General features: G+C 76.5%; 17 protein-coding genes. 7 read left to right on the top strand and 10 right to left on the bottom strand.

The window, feature by feature from the left end:
• The first annotated feature begins 53 nt into the window (after nt 1–53).
• A complete protein-coding gene (locus BMZ33_RS07645) occupies nt 54–1,280 on the top strand; it encodes a cysteine desulfurase-like protein (protein ID WP_091108997.1) in 1,227 nt (408 codons plus the stop codon).
• Here the strand turns inward: BMZ33_RS07645 and BMZ33_RS07650 are convergent, their stop codons facing one another.
• The 5 genes from BMZ33_RS07650 to folP all read right to left on the bottom strand — a co-directional run bounded on the left by BMZ33_RS07650 (nt 1,281) and on the right by folP (nt 6,151).
• Entirely contained in the window at nt 1,281–2,273 is a 993-nt protein-coding gene (locus tag BMZ33_RS07650) for an NAD(P)H-quinone oxidoreductase (protein ID WP_091108998.1), read from the bottom strand.
• A 74-nt stretch (nt 2,274–2,347) separates the two neighbouring features.
• Nucleotides 2,348–3,946, bottom strand: coding sequence for an AMP-binding protein (locus tag BMZ33_RS07655; protein WP_091108999.1), 1,599 nt, complete (start codon nt 3,944–3,946; stop codon nt 2,348–2,350).
• Between the two features lie 84 nt (nt 3,947–4,030).
• Nucleotides 4,031–4,453 (bottom strand): PaaI family thioesterase, encoded by a 423-nt coding sequence (locus BMZ33_RS07660; RefSeq protein WP_091109000.1) that lies wholly within the window; start codon nt 4,451–4,453, stop codon nt 4,031–4,033.
• A 46-nt stretch (nt 4,454–4,499) separates the two neighbouring features.
• Entirely contained in the window at nt 4,500–5,078 is a 579-nt protein-coding gene (locus BMZ33_RS07665) for a universal stress protein (protein ID WP_091109001.1), read from the bottom strand.
• Between the two features lie 212 nt (nt 5,079–5,290).
• Nucleotides 5,291–6,151, bottom strand: a complete 861-nt coding sequence (gene folP / locus BMZ33_RS07670) for a dihydropteroate synthase (protein WP_091109002.1) — start codon at nt 6,149–6,151, stop codon at nt 5,291–5,293.
• Nucleotides 6,152–6,220: 69 nt separating this feature from the next.
• On the opposite strand from folP, the gene BMZ33_RS07675 reads away from it, so the two are divergent.
• Nucleotides 6,221–6,682 carry a MaoC family dehydratase gene (locus BMZ33_RS07675; protein WP_091109003.1) on the top strand — a complete coding sequence of 154 codons (462 nt, stop codon included), beginning with the start codon at nt 6,221–6,223 and terminating at the stop codon, nt 6,680–6,682.
• 49 nt (nt 6,683–6,731) lie between these two features.
• Here BMZ33_RS07675 and BMZ33_RS07680 read toward each other — a convergent pair whose 3' ends face one another.
• Nucleotides 6,732–7,988 carry a serine hydrolase domain-containing protein gene (locus BMZ33_RS07680; RefSeq protein WP_091109004.1) on the bottom strand — a complete coding sequence of 419 codons (1,257 nt, stop codon included), beginning with the start codon at nt 7,986–7,988 and terminating at the stop codon, nt 6,732–6,734.
• A 113-nt stretch (nt 7,989–8,101) separates the two neighbouring features.
• Nucleotides 8,102–8,386 carry an HU family DNA-binding protein gene (locus tag BMZ33_RS07685; protein ID WP_091109005.1) on the bottom strand — a complete coding sequence of 95 codons (285 nt, stop codon included), beginning with the start codon at nt 8,384–8,386 and terminating at the stop codon, nt 8,102–8,104.
• A gap of 292 nt (nt 8,387–8,678) precedes the next feature.
• Here BMZ33_RS07685 and BMZ33_RS07690 point away from each other — a divergent pair, with 292 nt between their 5' ends.
• The gene (locus BMZ33_RS07690) at nt 8,679–9,602 is read left to right on the top strand and encodes an aldo/keto reductase (protein ID WP_091109699.1); all 924 of its coding nucleotides are present in this window, start codon (nt 8,679–8,681) and stop codon (nt 9,600–9,602) included.
• A 12-nt stretch (nt 9,603–9,614) separates the two neighbouring features.
• On the opposite strand, the gene BMZ33_RS07695 is transcribed toward BMZ33_RS07690, so the two are convergent.
• Nucleotides 9,615–10,709 (bottom strand): EAL domain-containing protein, encoded by a 1,095-nt coding sequence (locus tag BMZ33_RS07695; protein WP_091109006.1) that lies wholly within the window; start codon nt 10,707–10,709, stop codon nt 9,615–9,617.
• 164 nt (nt 10,710–10,873) lie between these two features.
• On the opposite strand from BMZ33_RS07695, the gene BMZ33_RS07700 reads away from it, so the two are divergent.
• Nucleotides 10,874–13,609 carry a SpoIIE family protein phosphatase gene (locus tag BMZ33_RS07700; protein WP_169064033.1) on the top strand — a complete coding sequence of 912 codons (2,736 nt, stop codon included), beginning with the start codon at nt 10,874–10,876 and terminating at the stop codon, nt 13,607–13,609.
• Nucleotides 13,610–13,726: 117 nt separating this feature from the next.
• Here the strand turns inward: BMZ33_RS07700 and BMZ33_RS07705 are convergent, their stop codons facing one another.
• Nucleotides 13,727–14,956 (bottom strand): saccharopine dehydrogenase family protein, encoded by a 1,230-nt coding sequence (locus tag BMZ33_RS07705; protein WP_091109007.1) that lies wholly within the window; start codon nt 14,954–14,956, stop codon nt 13,727–13,729.
• 113 nt (nt 14,957–15,069) lie between these two features.
• On the opposite strand from BMZ33_RS07705, the gene BMZ33_RS07710 reads away from it, so the two are divergent.
• Nucleotides 15,070–16,605, top strand: a complete 1,536-nt coding sequence (locus BMZ33_RS07710; protein WP_091109008.1) for an amidase — start codon at nt 15,070–15,072, stop codon at nt 16,603–16,605.
• A 9-nt stretch (nt 16,606–16,614) separates the two neighbouring features.
• Here BMZ33_RS07710 and BMZ33_RS07715 read toward each other — a convergent pair whose 3' ends face one another.
• Entirely contained in the window at nt 16,615–17,340 is a 726-nt protein-coding gene (locus BMZ33_RS07715) for a trimeric intracellular cation channel family protein (protein WP_091109009.1), read from the bottom strand.
• A 108-nt stretch (nt 17,341–17,448) separates the two neighbouring features.
• Here BMZ33_RS07715 and BMZ33_RS07720 point away from each other — a divergent pair, with 108 nt between their 5' ends.
• Together BMZ33_RS07720 and BMZ33_RS07725 are read left to right on the top strand one after the other, a co-directional pair.
• Nucleotides 17,449–19,446, top strand: coding sequence for a putative bifunctional diguanylate cyclase/phosphodiesterase (locus tag BMZ33_RS07720; RefSeq protein ID WP_091109010.1), 1,998 nt, complete (start codon nt 17,449–17,451; stop codon nt 19,444–19,446).
• Nucleotides 19,443–20,342, top strand: a complete 900-nt coding sequence (locus tag BMZ33_RS07725) for an ABC transporter substrate-binding protein (protein WP_091109011.1) — start codon at nt 19,443–19,445, stop codon at nt 20,340–20,342. The genes BMZ33_RS07720 and BMZ33_RS07725 overlap by 4 nt, the downstream gene beginning before the upstream one ends.
• Nucleotides 20,343–20,355 lie beyond the last annotated feature (13 nt).

A 20,355-nucleotide genomic window follows, 5' to 3' on the forward strand; every position in this document is an offset into this window, starting at 1 on the left:
GCGAACGCGGGGAGCGGGGTCGGCCCGGAGCCGCGCCGTCTAGGGTCGCCCGCATGGGACCGGGGGAGCCGCGGCTGGACGTCGCGCGCGTCCGCGGCCTGTTCCCCGGCCTCTCCGACGGCTTCGTGCACACCGACGCGCCGGCCGGGACGCTGGTGCCCGAGAGCGTCGCGCACGCCGTCTCGTCGGCCATGCGCGTGCCGGTGGCCAACCGCGGCGGCGTCTTCCCGTCCTCCGCCCGCACCGAGGGTCTGGTGGCCAGCGCCCGCGCCGCCGTGGCCGACCTCGTCGGCGGGGTCTCCACCGGCGTCGTCCTCGGCCCGAACACGACGACGCTGACGTACGCGGTGGCGCGGGCGCTGGCCCGCACCTGGCGCCACGGCGACGAGGTCGTGGTCAGCCGTCTCGACCACGACGCCAACATCCGCCCGTGGGTGCAGCTGGCCGAGCAGGTCGGCGTCGCCGTCCGGTGGGCCGAGGTCGACATCGAGACCGGCGAGCTGCCCGCCTGGCAGTACGACGAGCTGATCACCCCGCGGACCCGGCTGGTGGCGGTGACGGCGGCCAGCAACGCCATCGGCACCCGCCCCGACGTCGCGGCGATCGCCACCCGCGCGCACGCGGTCGGGGCACTGGTCTTCGTCGACGCCGTCCAGGCCGCACCGCACGTCCTCCTGGACCGGGCGGCGCTCGGCGCGGACTTCCTCGCGGTGTCGGCCTACACCTTCTGCGGCCCGCACGTGGGCGCGGTGGTGGCCGACCCCGCGCTGCTGGCCGAGCTGGCACCCGACCGGCTGCTGCCCGCGCCCGACCGGGTGCCCGACCGCTTCGAGAGCGGCACGCCGCCCTTCGAGCTCTACGCCGGCGTCACCGCCGCCGTCGACCACCTGGCCGGCCTGTGCGAGGACGCCGTGGGCAGCCGCCGCGACCGGCTGCGGGTGTCCATGGCCGCGGTCGCCGCCTACGAGGGCGGGCTGTTCGACTGGCTGGACCAGGCGCTGCGGGCGATGCGGCACGTGCAGGTGGTCGGCTTCCCCGAGCACACCACGCCCACGCTGTCGTTCACCGTCCCCGGCATGCGCCCGCGGCAGGTGGCCGCCGAGCTCTCCCGCCGCGCCATCTGCGCCTGGGACGGCGACTTCTACGCCCGCGAGCTGTTCGACGCGCTCGGGGTCAACGAGCTCGGCGGCGCCGTCCGCCTCGGGCTGGCCCACTACAACACCGCCGAGGAGGTCGGCTACGTGATCGACTCCGTGGCGGCGCTGCGCAGCGCGCTCTAGTCAGGCGTCCGGGAGCAGCAGCACCTTGCCCACGTGCTCGCTGGCCGCCACCACCCGGTGCGCCTCGGCCGCGCGCGACATCGGCAGCCGGCGGTCGACGATCGGGCGCACCACCCCGCGCTCGACGTCGGGCCACACGTGGGCGCGCACCGCCGCGACGATCTCCGCCTTGCCGCCCGGGCCGGTGGCCGGGCGCGACCGCAGCGCGGTGGCGTGCACCGACGCCCGCTTGGCCAGCAGCCGGCCGAGGTCGAGCTCGGCCCTCGTCCCGCCCTGCATGCCGATGACCACCAGCCGCCCGCCGACGGCGAGGGCGTCGACGTTGCGGGCCAGGTAGGCGGCGCCCATGTTGTCCAGGACGACGTCGACACCGGCGCCGCCGGTCTCCTCGCGCACCCGCTCGACGAAGTCCTCCTGGCGGTAGTCGATCGTCACCTCGGCGCCGAGCTCGCGGCAGACGTCGAGCTTGGCCCGGGTGCCGGCGGTGGTGAACACGCGGGCGCCGGCGCGGGCGGCGAGCTGGATCGCCATCGTGCCGATGCCGCTGGAGCCGCCGTGCACGAGGAAGCGGTCGCCGCGGCGCAGCCCGGCGAGGGTGAAGACGTTGGACCACACGGTGCAGGTGACCTCGGGCAGCGCGGCCGCGGTGGCCAGCTCCACCCCGGCCGGGCGGGGCAGCAGCTGCACGGCGGGGACGGCGACCCGCTCGGCGTAGCCGCCGCCGGCCAGCAGGGCGCACACCTCGTCGCCGACCGACCAGCCGGTCACGCCCTCGCCGACCTCGCTGACCACCCCGCTGCACTCCAGGCCCAGGACCTGGCTGGCGCCCCTCGGCGGCGGGTAGTCGCCGGCCCGCTGCAGCAGGTCGGCCCGGTTGACCGCCGTGGCGGCGACGTCGACGACGACCTCGCCGGGGCCGGCCACCGGGTCGGGGACCTCGCCCCAGCCGAGCACCTCGGGTCCGCCGGGGCCGTCCGTGGTGACCGCGCGCATGCCACCGACCCTAGGAGGCTCCTCCTCGGCGTGCCCGTGCCGGTCCGGGCACGGGCACGCCGGGGTGGCCGTGCCTAGGCGCGGGCCTTGAGGTCCTTGCGCAGGATCTTGCCGGCCGCGGACTTGGGCACCTGGTCGATGAACTCGACCGCGCGGATCTTCTTGTGCGGGGCGAGCCGGCTGCCGGCGTAGTCCATGACCTCCTCCTCGGTGAGCTCGGCGCCGGGCGCCCGCACCACGAAGGCCTTGGGCAGCTCCTCGCCGCTCTCCTCGTCCTTGACGCCGATGACAGCGGCGTCGGCGATGGCCGGGTTGCCCAGGAGCACGGCCTCCAGCTCGGCCGGGGCGACCTGGTAGCCCTTGTACTTGATCAGCTCCTTGACGCGGTCGACGACGGTGTAGCAGCCGTTCTCGTCGACGACCGCCACGTCGCCGGTGTGCAGCCAGCCCTCGGCGTCCAGCGTCTCGTCGGTGGCCTTCTGGTTGTTGAGGTAGCCCTTCATCACCTGCGGGCCGCGGACCCACAGCTCGCCGCGCTCGCCGGCAGCGGCGTCCTGCCCGGTCGAGGGGTCGACCAGGCGGCACTCGGTGTTGGGCAGCGCCAGGCCCACCGACCCCTTGGGCACCGACGTCACGCCCGCGGGCAGCCGGTTGGCGTCGGGGGTGGTGTGCGAGACCGGCGACAGCTCGGTCATGCCGTAGCCCTGGGCGACGACGACACCGGCGTCCGCGCCCTTGCGCAGCCGGTCCTGGGCGGCCTGGGCGAGCGCCTCGTCCAGCGGCGCGGCCCCGGAGGTGATGCTGCGCAGCGAGGACAGGTCGAACTGGTCGACCATCGGGTGCTTGGCCAGCGCCAGCACGATGGGCGGCGCGACGAAGGCCCGGGTGATCTTGTGGTCCTGGATGGTGCGCAGGAACTGCTCGAGGTCGAACCGCGGCAGGGTGACCACGGTGCCGCCCCACTGCAGCCCCTGGTTCATCAGGACGGTGAGGCCGTAGATGTGGAAGAACGGCAGGACGGCGATGATCCGCTCGTCGCCCTCGTGCAGCTCCACCAGCGGCCGGGACTGGCTCACGTTGGCCACCAGGTTGCGGTGGGTGAGCATGACGCCCTTGGGCAGGCCGGTCGTGCCGCTGGAGTACGGCAGCGTGACCAGGTCCTCCGCCGGGTCGATGTCGACCTGCACCGACGGCGCGTCGCTGGTGATCAGGTCGAGCAGCGAGGCGTGCCCCTCGGCGCCGTCCATGACGACGACCTCGTCGACCGGCGTCTGCTCGACGGCCTCGAGGGCGCGGTCGAGGAACGGCGAGACGGTGACGAGCACCTTCGCGCCGGAGTCCTTCAGCTGGAAGGCGACCTCGTGGGCGGTGTACAGGGAGTTGATCGGGCTCATCACGCAGCCGGCGCGGGCGATGCCGTGGAACACCACCGGGTACCACATGGTGTTCGGGCACAGGACGGCGACGACGTCGCCCTTGCGCAGCCCGCGGGCGGCGAGCGCGGCGGCGACCCGGTCGACGTAGGTGGCCAGCTGGCCGTGGCTGATGGAGTCGCCGGTGAGGCCGTCGACGAGCGCGGGGGCGTCGGGCCGCGACGCGCCGCCGGCGAGGACGAACTCGGGGACCGACAGGTCGGGGATCTCGACGTCGGGGTAACGACTGGCCAGTGCCACGGGGTGCTCCTCCTGGGGGACGGGGTGACGCCAGTCTCACACCCCGGGTGTGTCGCGGGACACCGGGGTTACTGGCGGGTCACCTCATCGGGGCCAGAGCACCGACTGGGTGCAGCGGAACAGCGCGAGGGTCCTCCCGGCCCCCGAGGAGACGACGGCGTCCCACACCTGGGTGCTGCGCCCGGCGTGCGCGTTCGTGGCGACGGCCTGCACCCGGCCCTCGCGGACGGTGCCGAGGAAGTTGCTCTTCAGCTCGATGGTGGTGAAGCCGGTCGCGCCCTCGGGCAGCAGGGCGCGGGTGGCCAGCCCGCAGGCGGTGTCGGCGAGGGCGACGACGGTGGCGGCGTGCAGGTAGCCGTTGGGCGCCAGCAGGTCCGGGCGGACGTCGAGCGCGGCCTCGAGCCGGCCGGGCTCGTGCGCGGTGATCGTCAGGCCGATCAGCCCGGGCAGCGTGCCGGGCAGCAGCGCGTTGAGCTCGTCGGCGGTGTGGAACCCGGTGGCGGCCATGCGCGGCAACGTAGCGAGACGGCCCGGACCCCGGCCGGGACCCCGGTCAGGGGCCGGTGAACTCCGCGGCAGCCCCGCGGAAGCGCCGGCGGTGCGCCCGCACCCGCCCGCCGCCGGTCCGCCGCCGCAGGTGCAGCCGCTCCCGGTGCGCCTCCGCCGAGTGGACGACGGTGACCGGGCACGGGGCGTGCAGCACGCACTGCATCGTCGTCGACCCGAGCAGCATCGTGGAGAACCCGCCGTGGCCCCGGCTGCCGACCACCAGCAGGTCCGCGCCGGCCGACTCGCGGATGAGCGCGTCCGCCGCCGAGCCCAGGACGGCCGTCACGTGCACCACCGGGTGCGGCTCGGGCACCTCGCGGAGCACCTCGGCGAGGACGGCCTCGGTGCGCCCCACCGCGGCCCGCTCGGCGGCCGCGTACTGGACCTCGCCGACGGCGTCGAAGTCCATCCACGCCTCGGGTGGGCGGTGCGCGACGACGGCCTCGACGGGCACGTCCCGGCGGACGGCGTCCTCGACGGCGAACCGCACCGCGGCCCGTGCGCCCGCCGACCCGTCCACGCCGACGACGACCCGGTGTCCGCGCGCCTGCGACTCCTCGACCCCTGCAGCCTGCTCGCTCATGACGGCCTCCCCGGCACCGCCCCCGCGGGACCCGGCGCCCCGGCGGGCGACCCGAGCATGACCCGTCGGGCCGCCCGGCGGGAAGGACCTCCGTCGCGCCGCGGGGGTCCGTCGTCCTCGCGGTGTGGTGCCCGGCCTCGCGCTGCAGGGTGAGGCCGGGCACCGTCCGGTGAGGACGGCGGCCGACGAGGTGCCGACCGGCTCCGGACGGCTCAGGCGAGGCCGCGGACGGTCCGCGCCGGCGGGCGGTCGCCCCGGATGGAGGCGACCATGTCCAGTGTCTGGCGGGTCGCGGCGACGTCGTGCGCGCGGAACACCCGGGCGCCCAGCCACGCGCTGACCGCCGTCGCCGCGAGCGTGCCGCTCAGCCGCTCGTCGAGCACTACGTCGAGGGTCTCGCCGACGAAGTCCTTGTTCGACAGCGCCACCAGCACCGGCCAGCCGGTGGCGACCAGCTCGTCGAGCCGCCGGGTGGCCTCCAGCGAGTGCCGGGTGTTCTTGCCGAAGTCGTGGCCCGGGTCGACCAGCACCCGGTCGCGGTCCACGCCCGCGGCGACCGCGGCCTCGGCCAGCGCCGTCGTCCGGGCGACGACGTCGGCGACCACGTCGTCGTAGCGCACGCGGTGCGGCCGGGTCCGCGGCGGCAGCCCGCCAGCGTGCGTGCACACGATCCCCGCGCCGGCCGCGGCGGCGACGGCGGCCAGCTCCGGGTCGACCCCGCCCCACGCGTCGTTGACGACGTCGGCGCCGGCGGCCAGCACCTCGCGCGCCACCTCGGCCCGCCACGTGTCGATGGAGATCGGCAGCTGCGGGTGAGCGGCGCGGATCGCGGCCACCAGGTCCACGGTCCGGCGGATCTCCTCGGCGGCGTCGACCTCCTCGCCCGGCGCGGCCTTGACCCCGCCGACGTCGACCACGTCGGCCCCCTCCGCCACGACCCGGTCCACCCGCTCGACGGCGGCGGCCAGCTCGTAGGTGGCGCCGCGGTCGTAGAACGAGTCCGGCGTGCGGTTGACGATCGCCATGACGACCAGTGCGCCGTCGGGGACGTCGAGCCGGCCCAGTCGCAGCACCCGTTCCTCCGTCCCCGCAGCCGGTGTGGTGGAGTCAGCCAACCAGACCACCGTGAGGGAGGACGTGCGATGGCGCAGACCACCGTGGACGGCGTCGAGGGCGTGCAGGGGCTCGTCGGGCAGCACCTGGGCCACAGCGACTGGGTGGAGGTCACCCAGCAGCAGGTCGACCGGTTCGCCGAGGCGACCGGTGACCACCAGTGGATCCACGTCGACCCGGAGCGGGCGAAGCGGGAGAGCCCGTTCGGCGGCCCGATCGCCCACGGCTACCTGACGCTGTCGCTCATCCCCGCGCTGCTGCCGCAGATCATCGACATCACCGGCTTCCGCATGGGCGTCAACTACGGCACGGAGAAGGTGCGCTTCCCCTCCCCGGTGCCGGTGGGCAGCCGCGTGCGCGCCGGCGCCGCGCTCGCCTCCGCGACGCCCTTCGACGGCGGGATCACGATGAACATCGACGTCACCGTCGAGGTCGAGGGCGGGTCCAAGCCGGCGATGGTCGCCACCGTCGTCTACCGCCGCTACCTCTGAGGCGGGCACTCCCGCGGACCTGCCCGGGGCACGTCCGCGGGAGTGCCCGTCAGGCGACGATCGCCTGGTTGACGAGGGCGCGCAGGTAGGCGCGGATCGGCAGGGTCGACGACGGCAGCAGCTGCGTGAAGAACGTGACGACGACGTCCTCCACCGGGTCGACGTAGAACGCCGTGGACGCCGCCCCGCCCCAGCTGTAGTCGCCCACGCTGGCCACGCCGCCGTAGCGCACCGGGTCGATCACCATCGAGAAGCCCAGGCCGAAGCCCACCCCGCGCAGCGGCGTCTCGGCGAACAGCGGCCGGCCGAAGGTCTCCAGGTCCGCGCCGCCGGGCAGGTGGTTGCGGGTCATGTGCGCGATCGTGCGGGGGCCGAGCAGCCGGCCGCCGTCGAACGACCCGCCGCGGCGGAGCATCTCGGCGAAGCGCACGTAGTCGGCGGCGGTGCCCACCAGCCCGCCGCCGCCGGAGAGGAACGCCGGCTTCGACAGCGCCGCGGCGCCCATGGTGTCCAGCGGCGCGAACCCGGTGGCCGCCCCGCCGGGCTGCCCGGGGACGGCGGCGTAGAGGCGGGCCAGCGAGGCGGGGTCGTCGTCCTCGCGCAGGCCGAAGGAGGTGCCGGTCATGCCGAGGGGACCGAAGACCCGCTCCTGGAAGAACACGTCGAGGGTCTGCCCGGACACCACCTCGACCAGCCGGCCGAGGACGTCGGTGGAGACGCCGTAGTTCCACTCCGAGCCGGGCTGGAAGACCAGCGGCACCGACGCCCACTGCCGGCACACCTCGGCGGAGTCGGCGCCGGGCGGGGTGCCCCACTCGTGGCCCATCGCGCGGTACACGGCGTCGACCGGGTGGGCGTGGTGGAAGCCGTAGGTCAGACCCGAGGTGTGGGTGAGCAGGTGCCGGATCCGGATCGGCTCGACCTGCGGCTGGGTGACCGGCTTCTGCGCCGAGCCCGCGACGTAGACCCGCGTCTCGGCGAACTCGGGCAGCCACCTGGCGATCGGGTCGGTGAGCTCGAAGGCGCCCTCCTCGTACAGCATCATCGCCGCCACCGAGGTCACCGGCTTGGTCATCGAGAAGATCCGCCAGCGGGTGTCCTCCTCCACCGGCAGGCCGCTCTCGACGTCGCGCATCCCGGCACGGCCCACGTGCGCCAGCCGTCCCCTGCGGGACACCGTGACGAGGAAGCCGGGCAGCTGCCCGTCGTCCACCCAGCGGGCCAGCCGCCGGTCGAGGCGCTGGAGCCGGGCGGGGTCGAGCCCCACCTCGGCCGGGTCGGTGTCCAGGGCCAGTCCGCTGCTCACGCGCTCCTCCGTCCTGCGCCGTCCGCCCGTCGGGCGGCGCCTGCCCGGGCATCCTCACCCACGCGGAGGTGGGCGCGGTCACAGGGGGCAGGCGCCGCCCCGGCGGCGGGAGGTCACACCGGGACGTTGCCGGCGGCCTTCTTCAGGTTCGAGCCGGCGGTCACCTTCACCGTGTTGGCGGCGGGGATGTCGATCGACTCGCCGGTCTGCGGGTTGCGGCCGGTGCGCGCCGAGCGCTGGGTCCGCTCGACGGTCAGCAGGCCGGAGACGGCGACCTTCTCGCCGCGGGTGATCGCCTCGACGAGCTCCTCCTGGAGGCCGTTGAGGACGGCGTCCACGGTGGAGCTCGGCACGTCGGCGCGCTTGGCGATGGCGGAGACGAGTTCGGCCTTGTTCACGGGGATCCTCTCGTGGTGTCGCGACCGCGCGGTCTCGGCGGGCCGCGTCCGGTGTGCCGCCGCGCTGCGCGACGGCCGCCCCGGGCGGGCGCCCGGGGGGACGGACCGGTGCCCTTCGGGGCGGTCCGGCCCGGGGCACCGTGTCACGTCCGCGGGGGATCTGGCCAGTCCAGGGCGTCGTCGCCACCCGGCCGGGCACCCGGCGCACCCGCCGGCCCGGCCCTCCTGCAGGGCCCGTCGCGAGCTCGCGAGCGGCGGGGGGCAGGAGGGTCCTTCACCTAGCGTGGGCCGCGTGCCGCAGCTCCCCGGGACCGACCTGACCGTCAGCGACCTGTGCCTCGGCGGCAACGTCTTCGGCTGGACCGCCGACGAGGCGACGTCGCACGCCGTCCTCGACCGGTTCGTCGACGCCGTCCCCGGCACGCAGCGCCCGTTCGTCGACACCGCCGAGATGTACGGCGACGGCCGCTCCGAGCAGATCCTCGGCGGCTGGATGGCCGGGCGCGGCCTGCGCGACCGGGTGGTGGTGGCCACGAAGGCCTCCCCCCAGCAGAAGGCGCACCCGCTGGCGGCCGGCGAGATCCGCGAGGCCGCCGAGCGCTCCCTGCGCAACCTGCGGACCGACCGCATCGACCTCTACTACGCGCACTACGACGACGGGTCGACGCCGCTGGAGGAGACGCTCACCGCCTTCGACGAGCTGGTGCGCGCGGGCAAGGTGCTGCACGTCGCGGCGTCGAACTACTCGCCGCAGCGGCTCACCGAGGCGCTCGAGACCTCCGAGCGGCTGGGCCTGACCCGCTACGTGGCCCTGCAGCCGCACTACAACCTGGTGGAGCGGGCGGTCTACGAGGACGGGCTGCGCGACGTCGTCGCCGACCACGGACTGGGCTGCCTGCCCTACTTCGCGCTGGCCAAGGGCTTCCTGACCGGCAAGTACCGGGCCGGCGAGCGCGTCGACTCCCCGCGCGCCCGGGGTGCGGCCGCCTACGTCGGCGAGCGCGGCGACCGGGTGCTGGCGGCGCTCTCGGAGGTGGCCTCCGCGCACGGCGTGACACCGGCCGCGGTGGCGCTGCGCTGGCTGGCCGACCGGCCGACCGTCACCGCCCCCATCGCCAGCGGCCGCGACGTCGACCAGCTCGCCGACCTGCTGCCGATGCAGGACCTGGTCCTCACCGACGACGAGCACGCCGCCCTGACGGCCGCCAGCGCCTGACGAGGGCCTCCTTCAGCGGGCGGCGGCGGCCGAGGCGAGGTCCTCGACCCGCACCAGCCCGAGCACCGCGCCGGCGGTGTCGGTGCAGACGACGGGGTCGAAGCGCTGGGCGGGGGGCCGGGTCAGCGCCCGGTGCAGGGTCTCGGGGACGCCGTCGCCGCGGTGCGCCCGCAGCGACACCGCGGCGGTGTGCACGGCGCCGGTGCGCGGGTCGGCCAGCCGCAACGCCAGCGGCGCACCCGACGGGTCGACCAGGACCACCGGCGGCACGCCCGGCGTCGGCTCGGTCGCCTCCACCTGGCGCACCGGGCGCAGCAGGCCCGCGACGGTGTCGGCCACCCCGGAGCGCGCGGTCTGCGCCCGCACCAGCGCGGCCACCTCGGGGTGCAGCGGCGTGAAGCCGGACGCCGGGCGCCCGAGCAGCCAGCCCTGCGCCAGCGGGAGGCCCAGGCGGCAGACGGCGGCCAGCTCACCGCGGGTCTCGACGCCCTGCGCGAGCAGCCAGGAGTCGGTCCGGCCGGTCAGTCCGGAGAGCACCTCGGCGATGGCCTGGCGCACCGGGTCGGCGTCGAGCCCGGCGACCAGCGACCGGTCCAGCGCCACGAGGTTCGGCCGCAGGGCGGCGATCCGGCCCAGTCCCGACCAGCCGCCGCCGGTGTCGTCGAGGGCCACCAGGGCGCCGCGGGCCCGCAGCGCGGCCACCTGCACGCGCACCGCTGCGGGGTCGGCCACCACCTCGTGCCCGGTCAGGCCCAGGACGACGCCGCGCAGGTCCGGCCGCCCGGCCAGCACCGCCTGCACCGGCCGGCTGCCGAGCAGGTGCGGCGCGACGTTGACGACGAGGAAGGTGTCGTGGGGCAGCCGGTCGACCGCGGCCAGCGCCCGGTGCAGCGCGAGGGCCTGCAGCTCGGCGGCCACCCCGGCGTCGGCGGCCGCGGCGAACCAGACCTCGGGCCCGGCGGTGCCCGGGAAGCGGGACAGCGCCTCGTACCCGGCCACGCGGGCGCGCGCGAGGTCGACGATCGGCTGGAAGACGATGCCCAGGTCGGCGGGGTCGGCCAGCAGCGGCCGGCAGTCCGGCAGGCGCGAGGTGAGGGTGCCCGGCATGCTCCGGGTGGTCGTCGACCCCGGCGTCGCGCTTGACGAGGCGGGGGCGGAGGATCACCCGGTCGGGGGACCACGCCACCGGACGCACTCGTCCGTATCCCGGGCGCCGCGTGGCACCATGATCCGCTGCGGCCGCCCGGGCCGCGCGTGCACGAGGAGGGGTCGTGTCCGTCCCCGTGCCGTTGCAGGGTCCCGGTCTGCTGCACGACGCCCACCGCGTCGCCGCGGCCCGCCGCCTGCTGGTCGAGGTGCCCGGCCCGGCGGCCTACGACCGGCTCTCCGGCCTGGCCGCCCGGCTGCTGGGCGCCGCCCACGCCAAGGTCACCCTGTTCACCGACCAGGACACCGTCGTCGGGGGCCACGGCCTGCCGCCCGGTGTCGTCGGCGGTCCGGCGCTGCTGACCGGCGAGCTGTCCGCGCAGGTGGTCCGGGAGGGGCGGGTGCTGGTCGTGCCGGACGGCCGCACCGACGAGCGCGTGGCGCAGTTCCCGGCCGTCACGTCCGGTGCAGTCGTCTCCTACCTCGGCGCGCCCCTGGTCTCGGCGTCGGGCCGGGTGGTCGGCGCGCTCGCCGTCTACGACACCACCCCCCGGGCGTGGCACGACGACGACGCCGCCCTGCTCGAGCACCTGGCCTCCTCGGTGGTCGCCGAGCTGGAGCTGTCGGCGGCCCGCTCGGCGATCGGTGCCTCGCTGGCCCGCCTCGACGTCGCCCTGGAGGCCAGCGAGGTCGGCATCTGGGAGCACGACCGGCGCAGCGGCGTGGTGTCGTGGGACGAGCGCTGCGCGGCGGTGCACGGCCTCGAGGGCGCCCAGGAGTTCACCGACGTCGACCAGTTGCTCGCCGAGCGGATCCACCCCGACGACCACGCCGCCGTCCGGGAGGCGATGGCCGAGGCGTTCACCGGGTCGGGCGAGTACGTCGTGGAGTGCCGGGCGCTGCACGCCACCGGCGGGGTCCGCTGGACGGTGTCGCGCGGGCGGGTGGTGCGCGACGTCCACGGTGAGGCGGTGCGGGTGCTCGGCACCGTCGTCGACGTCACGGAGGCCCGCGAGCAGGCCGACCGCCGGATGGCCGCGGTGCAGCGCGCGGCGGCGGTGGCCGAGGTGGCCGCGGAGCTCGCCAACGCGACGGCGCTGTCCCAGCTGGCCGAGATCGCGCTGCGCGGCGCGCGGGTGCTGGGCGCGTCGTCGAGCGCGCTGGCCGCCTTCGACCGCGACGGCACCCTGCGGCTGCACCTCGGGCAGCAGCTGGCCGACACCGTGGCCGCGGCCGCCGCCGAGGCCGACGTCGAGGTGGACCTGACCGAGCGGGGCGTCGTCGTCGAGCTCGACGACGAGCTGCCCACCCAGTACGCGGCCCACCACGGCGAGCGGTTCCTGTTCGCCGACCTCGACGAGGCGGTCGCGCGCTTCCCGCGGATGGCCGAGGTCGGCCCGGCGCTGGGCGTGCGTGCGATGGCCGCGCTCCCGCTGCGCGTCGAGGGCCGGCTGCTGGGCAGCTTCGTCGTCGTCTGGGACACCGGCCACGCCTTCGCCGACACCGACGCCGAGCTGCTCGACGCGCTCACCGCGCAGATCGCCACCAGCGTCTCCCGCATGCGCTCCCGCGCCGAGCGGGCCGCGGCCGAGGCCGAGCTGCTGGCGGCCAACCGGCGGCTGCAGCTGCTCGCCGAGGCCGGGCAGGTGCTCTCGGGCAGCCTCGACATCACCGAGCAGCTCGACCGCCTCGCCGACCTGGTCGTGCCCGCGCTGGCCGACTGGTGCTGGATCGTCGTCACCGAGGAGCAGGGCCGGCTGCAGGAGGTGGCCTGGTCGCACCGCGACCCGGCCCGCCGCGAGGACGTCGCCACCTACGTGCGGGCGATGGTGCCCGGGATGAGCGACGAGCACGCCGCCCGCGTGGTGACCCGTACCGGCCGGCCGCTGGTCGTGCCCGACCTGGACCCCGAGCGGATCGCCCGCTCGCTGCCCGACCTCGCCGACCGGGAGACCCTGCTGCGGCTGGAGCCGCGGTCGGCGCTGATCGTGCCGCTGGTCGCCCGCGGGCACGTCATCGGCGCCCTGGGCACGGCCAACGGCGGCGAGCGCGGCCCGCACACCCCCGAGGAGCTGGAGACGGCGCTCGAGGTGGGCCGCCGCGCCGGGCTGGCGCTGCAGTCGGCCCGCCTGTACGCCCAGCAGCGCGACCTGGCCGAGGTGCTCCAGCACAGCATGCTGACCGCGCCGCCCCGGCCCCCGGGCTGCGAGATCGTCGTCCGCTACCGCCCGGCGTCCGAGGGCGCCGAGATCGGCGGCGACTGGTACGACGCCTTCGTCGAGGCCGGCGGGCACACGGTCCTGGCCATCGGCGACGTCGTCGGCCACGACCGGCACGCCGCCGCCACCATGGGTCAGCTGCGGGGGCTGCTGCGCGGCATCGCCTACGCCGGCGACCCCTCCCCGGCCGAGGCGCTCACCCGGCTGGACCGGGCGGCGGTGGGGCTGGACCTGGGGGCCATGGCGACGGCCGTCGTCGCGCGGCTCGAGCGGCACCCCGGGCAGCCGGCGCTGCTGCGCTGGTCGAGCGCCGGGCACCCGCCCCCGGTGGTCGTCGACCCCGACGGCGGCGTCCGCCCGCTCGATCCCGGCCACGCCGACCTGCTCCTCGGTGTCGACCCCGACCGGCCGCGCACCGACTGCACCTCCGTCCTGCCGGTGGGCAGCACGGTGCTGCTGCACACCGACGGGCTGGTCGAGCGGCGCGACCGCGACCTCGACGCGGGCAGCGCCGAGCTGGTCGCGGTGCTGCACGACGCGGCCGGCCTGCCGCTGGAGGAGCTGTGCGACCGCGTGCTCGCGCGGCTGTTCCTGCCCGACGCCGAGGACGACGTCGCGCTGCTCGCCGTCCGGGTGCTCTGACACCGCGGTCCTCCGGACCGCGCACCGCGACCTCCCGCACCGCAGCGCGTCCGACCTGACCGCCCACCGTCGGGGAGGACGCGCGACGATCGGGTCACCTGGTCGTCGCCAGCCTCCTCAGGCCTCGGTGACCTCGTAGGTGTGGCCCGCCGCGCGCAGCCGGTCGACGAGCACGCCGTCCAGCGCGGTCGCCGGGGTGAGCGAGCCGGCGCGGTCGGGCAGCCGGTCCCCGTCGAGCGCCAGGCCCAGGGCGACCTCGCCGAGCATCACCGACGTCGCCTTGTAGCCGGGGTCGCCGGGGCCGGCCGCGGTCGCCCGGTAGCGCCGCCCGCCCTCGGTGGAGGCGTCGACGGCCATCCGGAAGAAGCCCTTCTCCCGGGCCGCCTCCGACGGGCCGCTCCCGGGCGCGGGCAGCACCCGGTCGAGCAGCGCGCGGGTGGGCGCGAACGCGAGCGCGCCCAGCCCGGCGGCCAGGCCGGTGGTGATGCCGGCGGCGGTGAGCGCCCCGGGAAGGCCGCGCCCGGCGCTCATCGACTCCCCGTAGCGCAGGTCCCGGCCGTAGGACCACTCCTGCAGCGCGTTGCTGCGCCGCACGATCCGGGTGTTGAACGGCGCCATGACGAACGGGGCGGTCCACCGGCCGTCGGCGGCCAGGGCCGGCGGGGCGGCGTCCGGGGGCTGCCGGGTGCCGGGCTCGGCGGCGCGGTCGGGGGAGAGCGCGTAGGGGTCGCCGATCAGCCGGCGCAGCGCCCGGTCGGTGGCCATCGCCTCGACCTGGCCCCGCATGGAGGCGACCGTGCCGCCGCTGACCCCGCCGCGGGCGCTCGCGACCAGCCGGACGTCGGTGAGCCCGCCGGCACCGTCCTCGCGCGCCCGCTCGGCGAGCAGGAACACCGACAGGTCGGAGGGGATCGAGTCGTAGCCGGCGGCGTGCACGATCCGCGCGCCGGACTCCCGGGCGAGGGCGTCGAACCGGTCGATCGCCTCGCGGACGAAGAGCACCTCGCCGGTGAGGTCGGCGTAGTGGGTGCCGGCCCGGGCGCACGCCTCGACGACCGGCAGGCCGTACCGGGCGTAGGGCCCCACGGTGGTCACCAGCACGCGGGTGCTCCCCGCCAGCCGGGCCAGTGACGCCGGGTCACCGGTGTCGGCCTCCAGCAGCGGCCAGCGCCGTCCCGCCGCCGGCAGCTCCGCCGCGGCCGCGGTCAGCTTCTCCCGCGACCGGCCGGCCAGCGCGACGCGCAGGTCGGGCGGCGCGGCCTCGGCCAGGTACCGGGCCACCAGCCGGCCGACGAAGCCGGTGGCACCGAGGAGGACGACGTCGTGCTCGCGGTCGGGCTGGCTCACGGGCCCATCCTCGCCGTCCCCCGTCGGCCCGCGCGACCGCGGCCGGCTCGCGGTGGCACCGGCCACCCGCCACGCTGGCCTCCTGCCACCCACCCAGCGCCGCAGGAGGCACCGTGGCCGTACGCCCGCCGGACGAGACCGAGGTCGCCGCGCTCGCCTCCTCGTGGGGCATGCACCCCGACGAGGCGCAGGTGGCCGCCTACACCCCGCTGGTCGCCGCGTTCCTCACCTCCTACGACGCCGTCGAGGAGCTGTACGCCGGGGTCGCCCCGCAGCCGCCCGCGGACCGGTCGGGCACCCGGCCCGACGACGCGGACAACCCGCTCGGCGCCTGGTACGTGCGCACGGAGGTCCGCGGCGCGGCCGACGGACCCCTGGCGGGCCGGACGGTGGCGGTCAAGGACAACGTGGCGGTGGCCGGCGTGCCGATGACCAACGGCAGCCACACCGTCGAGGGCTTCGTGCCGGCCCGGGACGCCACCGTGGTGACCCGCCTGCTCGACGCCGGCGCCACCGTCACCGGCAAGTCCGTCTGCGAGGACCTCTGCTTCTCCGGCGGCAGCCACACCTCCGTCAGCGGCCCGGTGCGCAACCCCTGGGACCCCACCCGCACGACCGGCGGCAGCTCCAGCGGCAGCGCCGCGCTGGTCGCGGCGGGCGAGGTCGACCTCGCGCTGGGCGGCGACCAGGGCGGGTCGATCCGCATGCCGGCGGCCTTCTGCGGCATCGTCGGGCACAAGCCCACGCACGGCCTGGTCCCCTACACCGGCGCCTTCCCGATCGAGACGACCCTCGACCACCTCGGCCCGATGACCCGCACGGTGGCCGACGCCGCGGCGGTGCTGGACGTCCTCGCCGGCCGGGACGGCGAGGACCCCCGGCAGCCGGCCGACCTGGCGCCCGACGCCTGCGCCGCCGCCCTCGGCGGGGACGTCGCGGGGCTGCGGGTCGGCGTGGTCGCCCAGGGCTTCGGCTGGGCGGAGCTGTCCGAGGACGGCGTCGACGACACGGTGCGCGCGGCCGCGAGGCGGCTGGGCGAGCTGGGCATCGAGGTGGTCGACGTCGACCTGCCGTGGCACCGGCACGCGCTGCACGTCTGGAACGTCATCGCCACCGACGGCGCGACCGTGCAGATGATCGAGGGCAACGGGTACGGCCACAACTGGGAGGGTCGCTACGACCCCGAGCTGGTCGCCCACTACGGACGGCGGCGCCGGGAGACCGCCGACCGCTGGTCGCCCACGGTCACCGCGGTCGCGCTCACCGGCCGCTGGTCGCGGGAGCGGGAGCAGGGCCGGCACTACGCGATGGCGCAGAACCTCGCCGCGGAGGTCCGCCGGCACTACGACGAGGCGCTGGCCGACGTCGACCTGCTGGTGATGCCCACCGTGCCGATGGTCGCCCGGCCGATCCCGGCGCCCGACGACCCGCTCGAGGTCCGGGTGGCCCGCGGCCTGGAGATGATCGTCAACTGCGCGCCGTTCGACGTCAGCGGGCACCCCGCCACCAGCGTCCCCGCCGGGCTGTCCGAGGGCCTGCCGGTCGGGATGATGCTGGTCGGCCGCCGGTTCGCCGACGCCACCTGCCTCCGGGTGGCGCACGCCTTCGAGCAGCTCGTCGGCGGCTTCCCGTCCCCGCCCGCCCGCTGACCGGCGGGGTCAGCGGGCGCGGCGGCGCAGCCTGCGGCGTCCGTCGGGACGTCCCGGGCGCTCCCGCGCCAGCCGGCTGCGGGCGCGCCCGGGCAGGTCGACGGCGACCGGGGCCTCCCAGCCGCGCCACACCGACAGCACCCGCAGCGCCGCGACCAGCACGATGACCACCAGCGCCACGGGGATCGGGTCGAGCCCGACCGGGCCGGCGAGCACCGTCAGCGCGGTGGCGCCCAGGAGCGCGGCGACCGCGTTGTAGGGGCCCGGCTGCACGATGTCGGCCCGCTGCGCGAGCAGCACGTCGCGGATCACCGCCCCGCCCACGGCGGTCAGCGTGCCGATGAACACCACCGAGGCGCTGGGCAGCCCGGCGAGCTGGGCCTTCTGCGCGCCGATGACGGTGAACAGGCCGAGGGTGATCGCGTCGAGCACCACCAGCAACCGGGTCAGCCGCGACAGCCAGCCGGAGAAGTAGAAGGTGACCGCCGCGGTGATCGCCACGGCCGGCAGGTAGCTCGGGTTCGTCAGCGCCACCGGCGGCCCGGCGGCCAGCAGCACGTCGCGGACCAGCCCGCCGCCGAGCCCGCCGGTGACGGCCAGCAGCAGCACGCCGGAGACGGCGAAGCCCTCGCGCGCGGCCAGCAGGCCGCCGGTGAGGGCGCCGACAACGATCGCGGCGAGGTCGACCGCCGCCGGGACGTGCAGGGTCTCGGCGGCCGCGGCGAGGGTGCTCACGAGTACCCATCCTCCCGCCCGCCGGGCACCCCGGACCCCGCTCACCCTCGCGGGGGAGGCCGGCCGCGCCGGGGTGGACCGGCGGGCCCCGTCGGCCGATGAGGGGACATGAGCCGCAGCAGGCAAACCAGGACCGGGGGCACCCGGCTGTTCGCCGCCTACGCCGCGGCCAGCCTGGTGCCGGTGGTCGTGCTGGGCGCCGTGCTCGCCGCGGGCATCCGCCAGGACGCCGTCGACCGCGCGCTGGAGTACGGCCGCGCCCAGGCCGCCGTCGTCGAGGAGATGGCGATCGGCCCGGCGCTGCGCGGCCAGGACCTCCGCACCGGCCTCACCCAGGCCGAGCGCGAGCGCCTCTCGGCGGCCACCGACCTGGCCGTGTTCCGCGGGTCGATCCTGCGGCTGCGGCTGCGCGACTTCTCCGGCACGGTGCTCTTCGCCGACGACGGCGCCGTCGGGGAGGTCGGCTCGCTGCCCGACTACCCCGGCGGCGAGGACGTCGTCCCGAGCACCGGCCCGGCCTTCACCCTCGCGGCGGCCGGCGGCACGGACGTGGCGCTGCTCGACGGCGACGGCCTGGCCGTCGGACGGGTGATCCGCGTGCTGCAGCCCATCGTGGCCGACACCTCCGGGCGCTCGATCGGCGTCCTCGAGCTGCTGCTGCCCTACGACACGGTCGCCGCCGAGGTGGAGGCGGCCACCACGCGCACGTACTGGCGGCTGGGCGCGGGCCTCGGCGTCCTGTACCTGGTGATCGGTGCGATCAGCTGGTCGACCACCCGGCGGCTGCGCCGGCAGGCCGCGCAGGCCGAGCACGACGCGCTGCACGACCCGCTGACGGGGCTCGCCAACCGTGAGCTGTTCGCCCGGCGGGTCGACGCCGAGCTGGGGCGCGGCACCCCGGGTGCGGTCGTCCTCGTCGACCTCGACCGGTTCAAGGAGGTCAACGACACCCTCGGCCACCACGCCGGCGACCAGCTGCTGCGCGAGGTGGGCACCCGGCTGTCGGCCACCGTGCGGGCGGGGGACACCGTGGCCCGCCTGGGCGGCGACGAGTTCGGCCTGCTGCTGCCCGGCCTGGACGCCGCCGCCGACGCGCGCGAGATCGTCGAGCGGGTCAGCGACGCGCTGGCGGCCGAGACCGTCGTCGACGGGGTCCCTCTCGCGGTGGAGGCCAGCTGCGGCATCGCCATGCACCCGGCCGACGCCGACGACGTCGAGACGCTGATGAGCTGCGCCGACGCGGCCATGTACCAGGGCAAGCGCGGCGCCAGCGGTGTCGTCGTCTTCGACCGGCGGTGCACCGCCCCCTCGGCGCACTCGCCGGCCCTGCAGCTCGAGGCCCGCCGCGGCCTGGAGGACGGCGACCTGCGGCTGCACTACCAGCCGCAGGTGGACCTGGCCACCGGCCGCACCGTCGGCGTCGAGGCCCTGCTGCGCTGGCAGCACCCCCGGCGCGGGCTGCTCGGCCCCGGCGAGTTCCTCCCCGCGCTGGAGCAGTCCGGCGTCATGGGCGCGCTCACCGAGTGGGTGCTGCACCGGGCGCTGGCCGACTGCGCCGCCTGGACCGCCGCGGGCGAGGACTGGACCGTGTCGGTCAACGTCTCGGTGCGCAACCTCGAGGCCCCCGGCTTCGCGGCCACGGTGGCCCGGCTGGCCGCCGCGGCCGGGGTGCCGCCCTCGAGGCTGCACCTGGAGGTCACCGAGACCGCGCTGCCGGCCGACCTCGCCGCCGCGTCGGCGTGCCTGGCCGACCTGGCCGCGCACGGCTTCGGCGCCGCGCTCGACGACTTCGGCGTCGGCTTCGCCAGCCTGTCGCACCTGCGCTCCCTGGCGCTCACCGAGGTCAAGGTCGACCGCGCGTTCGTCACCGGCGTCGACGCGCACGCAAAGGACGCCGCCGTCGTCCGGTCCCTGGTCGAGCTCGCGCACGGCCTGGGGCTGTCGGTCTGCGCCGAGGGCGTGGAGACGCCCGAGGTCGCCGACTGGCTGCGCTCGGTCGGCTGCGACCGCGCCCAGGGCTGGCACTTCTCCCGGCCGCTGCCGTGGCCGGAGCTCACCCGCGCGGCCGACCTCGTGCCCGCACTCCCCGTGGAGGTCCTCCCGTGACCCGCTCTCCCCGTGCCCTCGCCGGCGCCGCCGTCCTCGTCGCCGTGCTGGCCACGGCCGGGTGCGACGGGGCCAACCACGCCGCCGAGGCGGCGGGGCCGGCCGTGGCCCTCGACGAGGCGCTGCACGCCGCGCTGCCCGAGGACGTGCGGGAGGCCGGCGTCCTCACCGTGGCCAACGACCCCTCCTACCCGCCGGCGTCGTCCTTCGGCCCCGACGGGCGCACGATCGTCGGCTTCGAGCCCGACCTGGGCGCCGCGCTGGGCGACCTGCTCGGCGTGGAGGTGCGCTTCGAGGCCTCGCCCTTCGACACGCTCCTCGACGACCTCGCCGCCGACCGGTTCGACCTGGTGATGAGCGCGGTCACCGACACCGCCGAGCGCGAGCAGCAGGCCGACTTCGTCAACTACTTCCGCGCCGGCTCCTCGATCGTCGTGGGCCGGGGCAACCCGCTCGGCGTCCACGACCTGGCCGGGCTGTGCGGCCGCAGCGTCGCCGTCGAGGCCGGGACCGTGCAGGTGGGGCTGCTGGAGCGGGCCCAGGCCCGGTGCGCGCTGCGCATCGACGTCCAGCAGGTGCCCACCAACGACGACGCGCTGCTCGAGCTGCGCACCGGCCGCGCCGACGCCGTCGTCGCCGACTACCCGCCGGCGGTGTTCGTCACCACCGACCCGCGCACCCAGAACAGCTACCAGCTGGTGTCCGACACCCAGTACGAGCCGGGCCTCTACGGCATCGCCGTCGCCCCGGACCGCACGGAGCTGCGCGACGTCCTCACCACCGCGCTGCAGCGGCTGGTCGACGACGGCGTCTACCAGGAGCTGCTCGACCGCTGGGAGGTCGGCCACGGCGCCGTCGACGCGGTGACCGTCAACGGCGCCCTGCCGGCGGGGTGACCGACCCCGGCCG

Origin of the sequence: Geodermatophilus dictyosporus, from assembly GCF_900115505.1 — a bacterium.
Lineage (GTDB): Bacteria > Actinomycetota > Actinomycetes > Mycobacteriales > Geodermatophilaceae > Geodermatophilus > Geodermatophilus dictyosporus.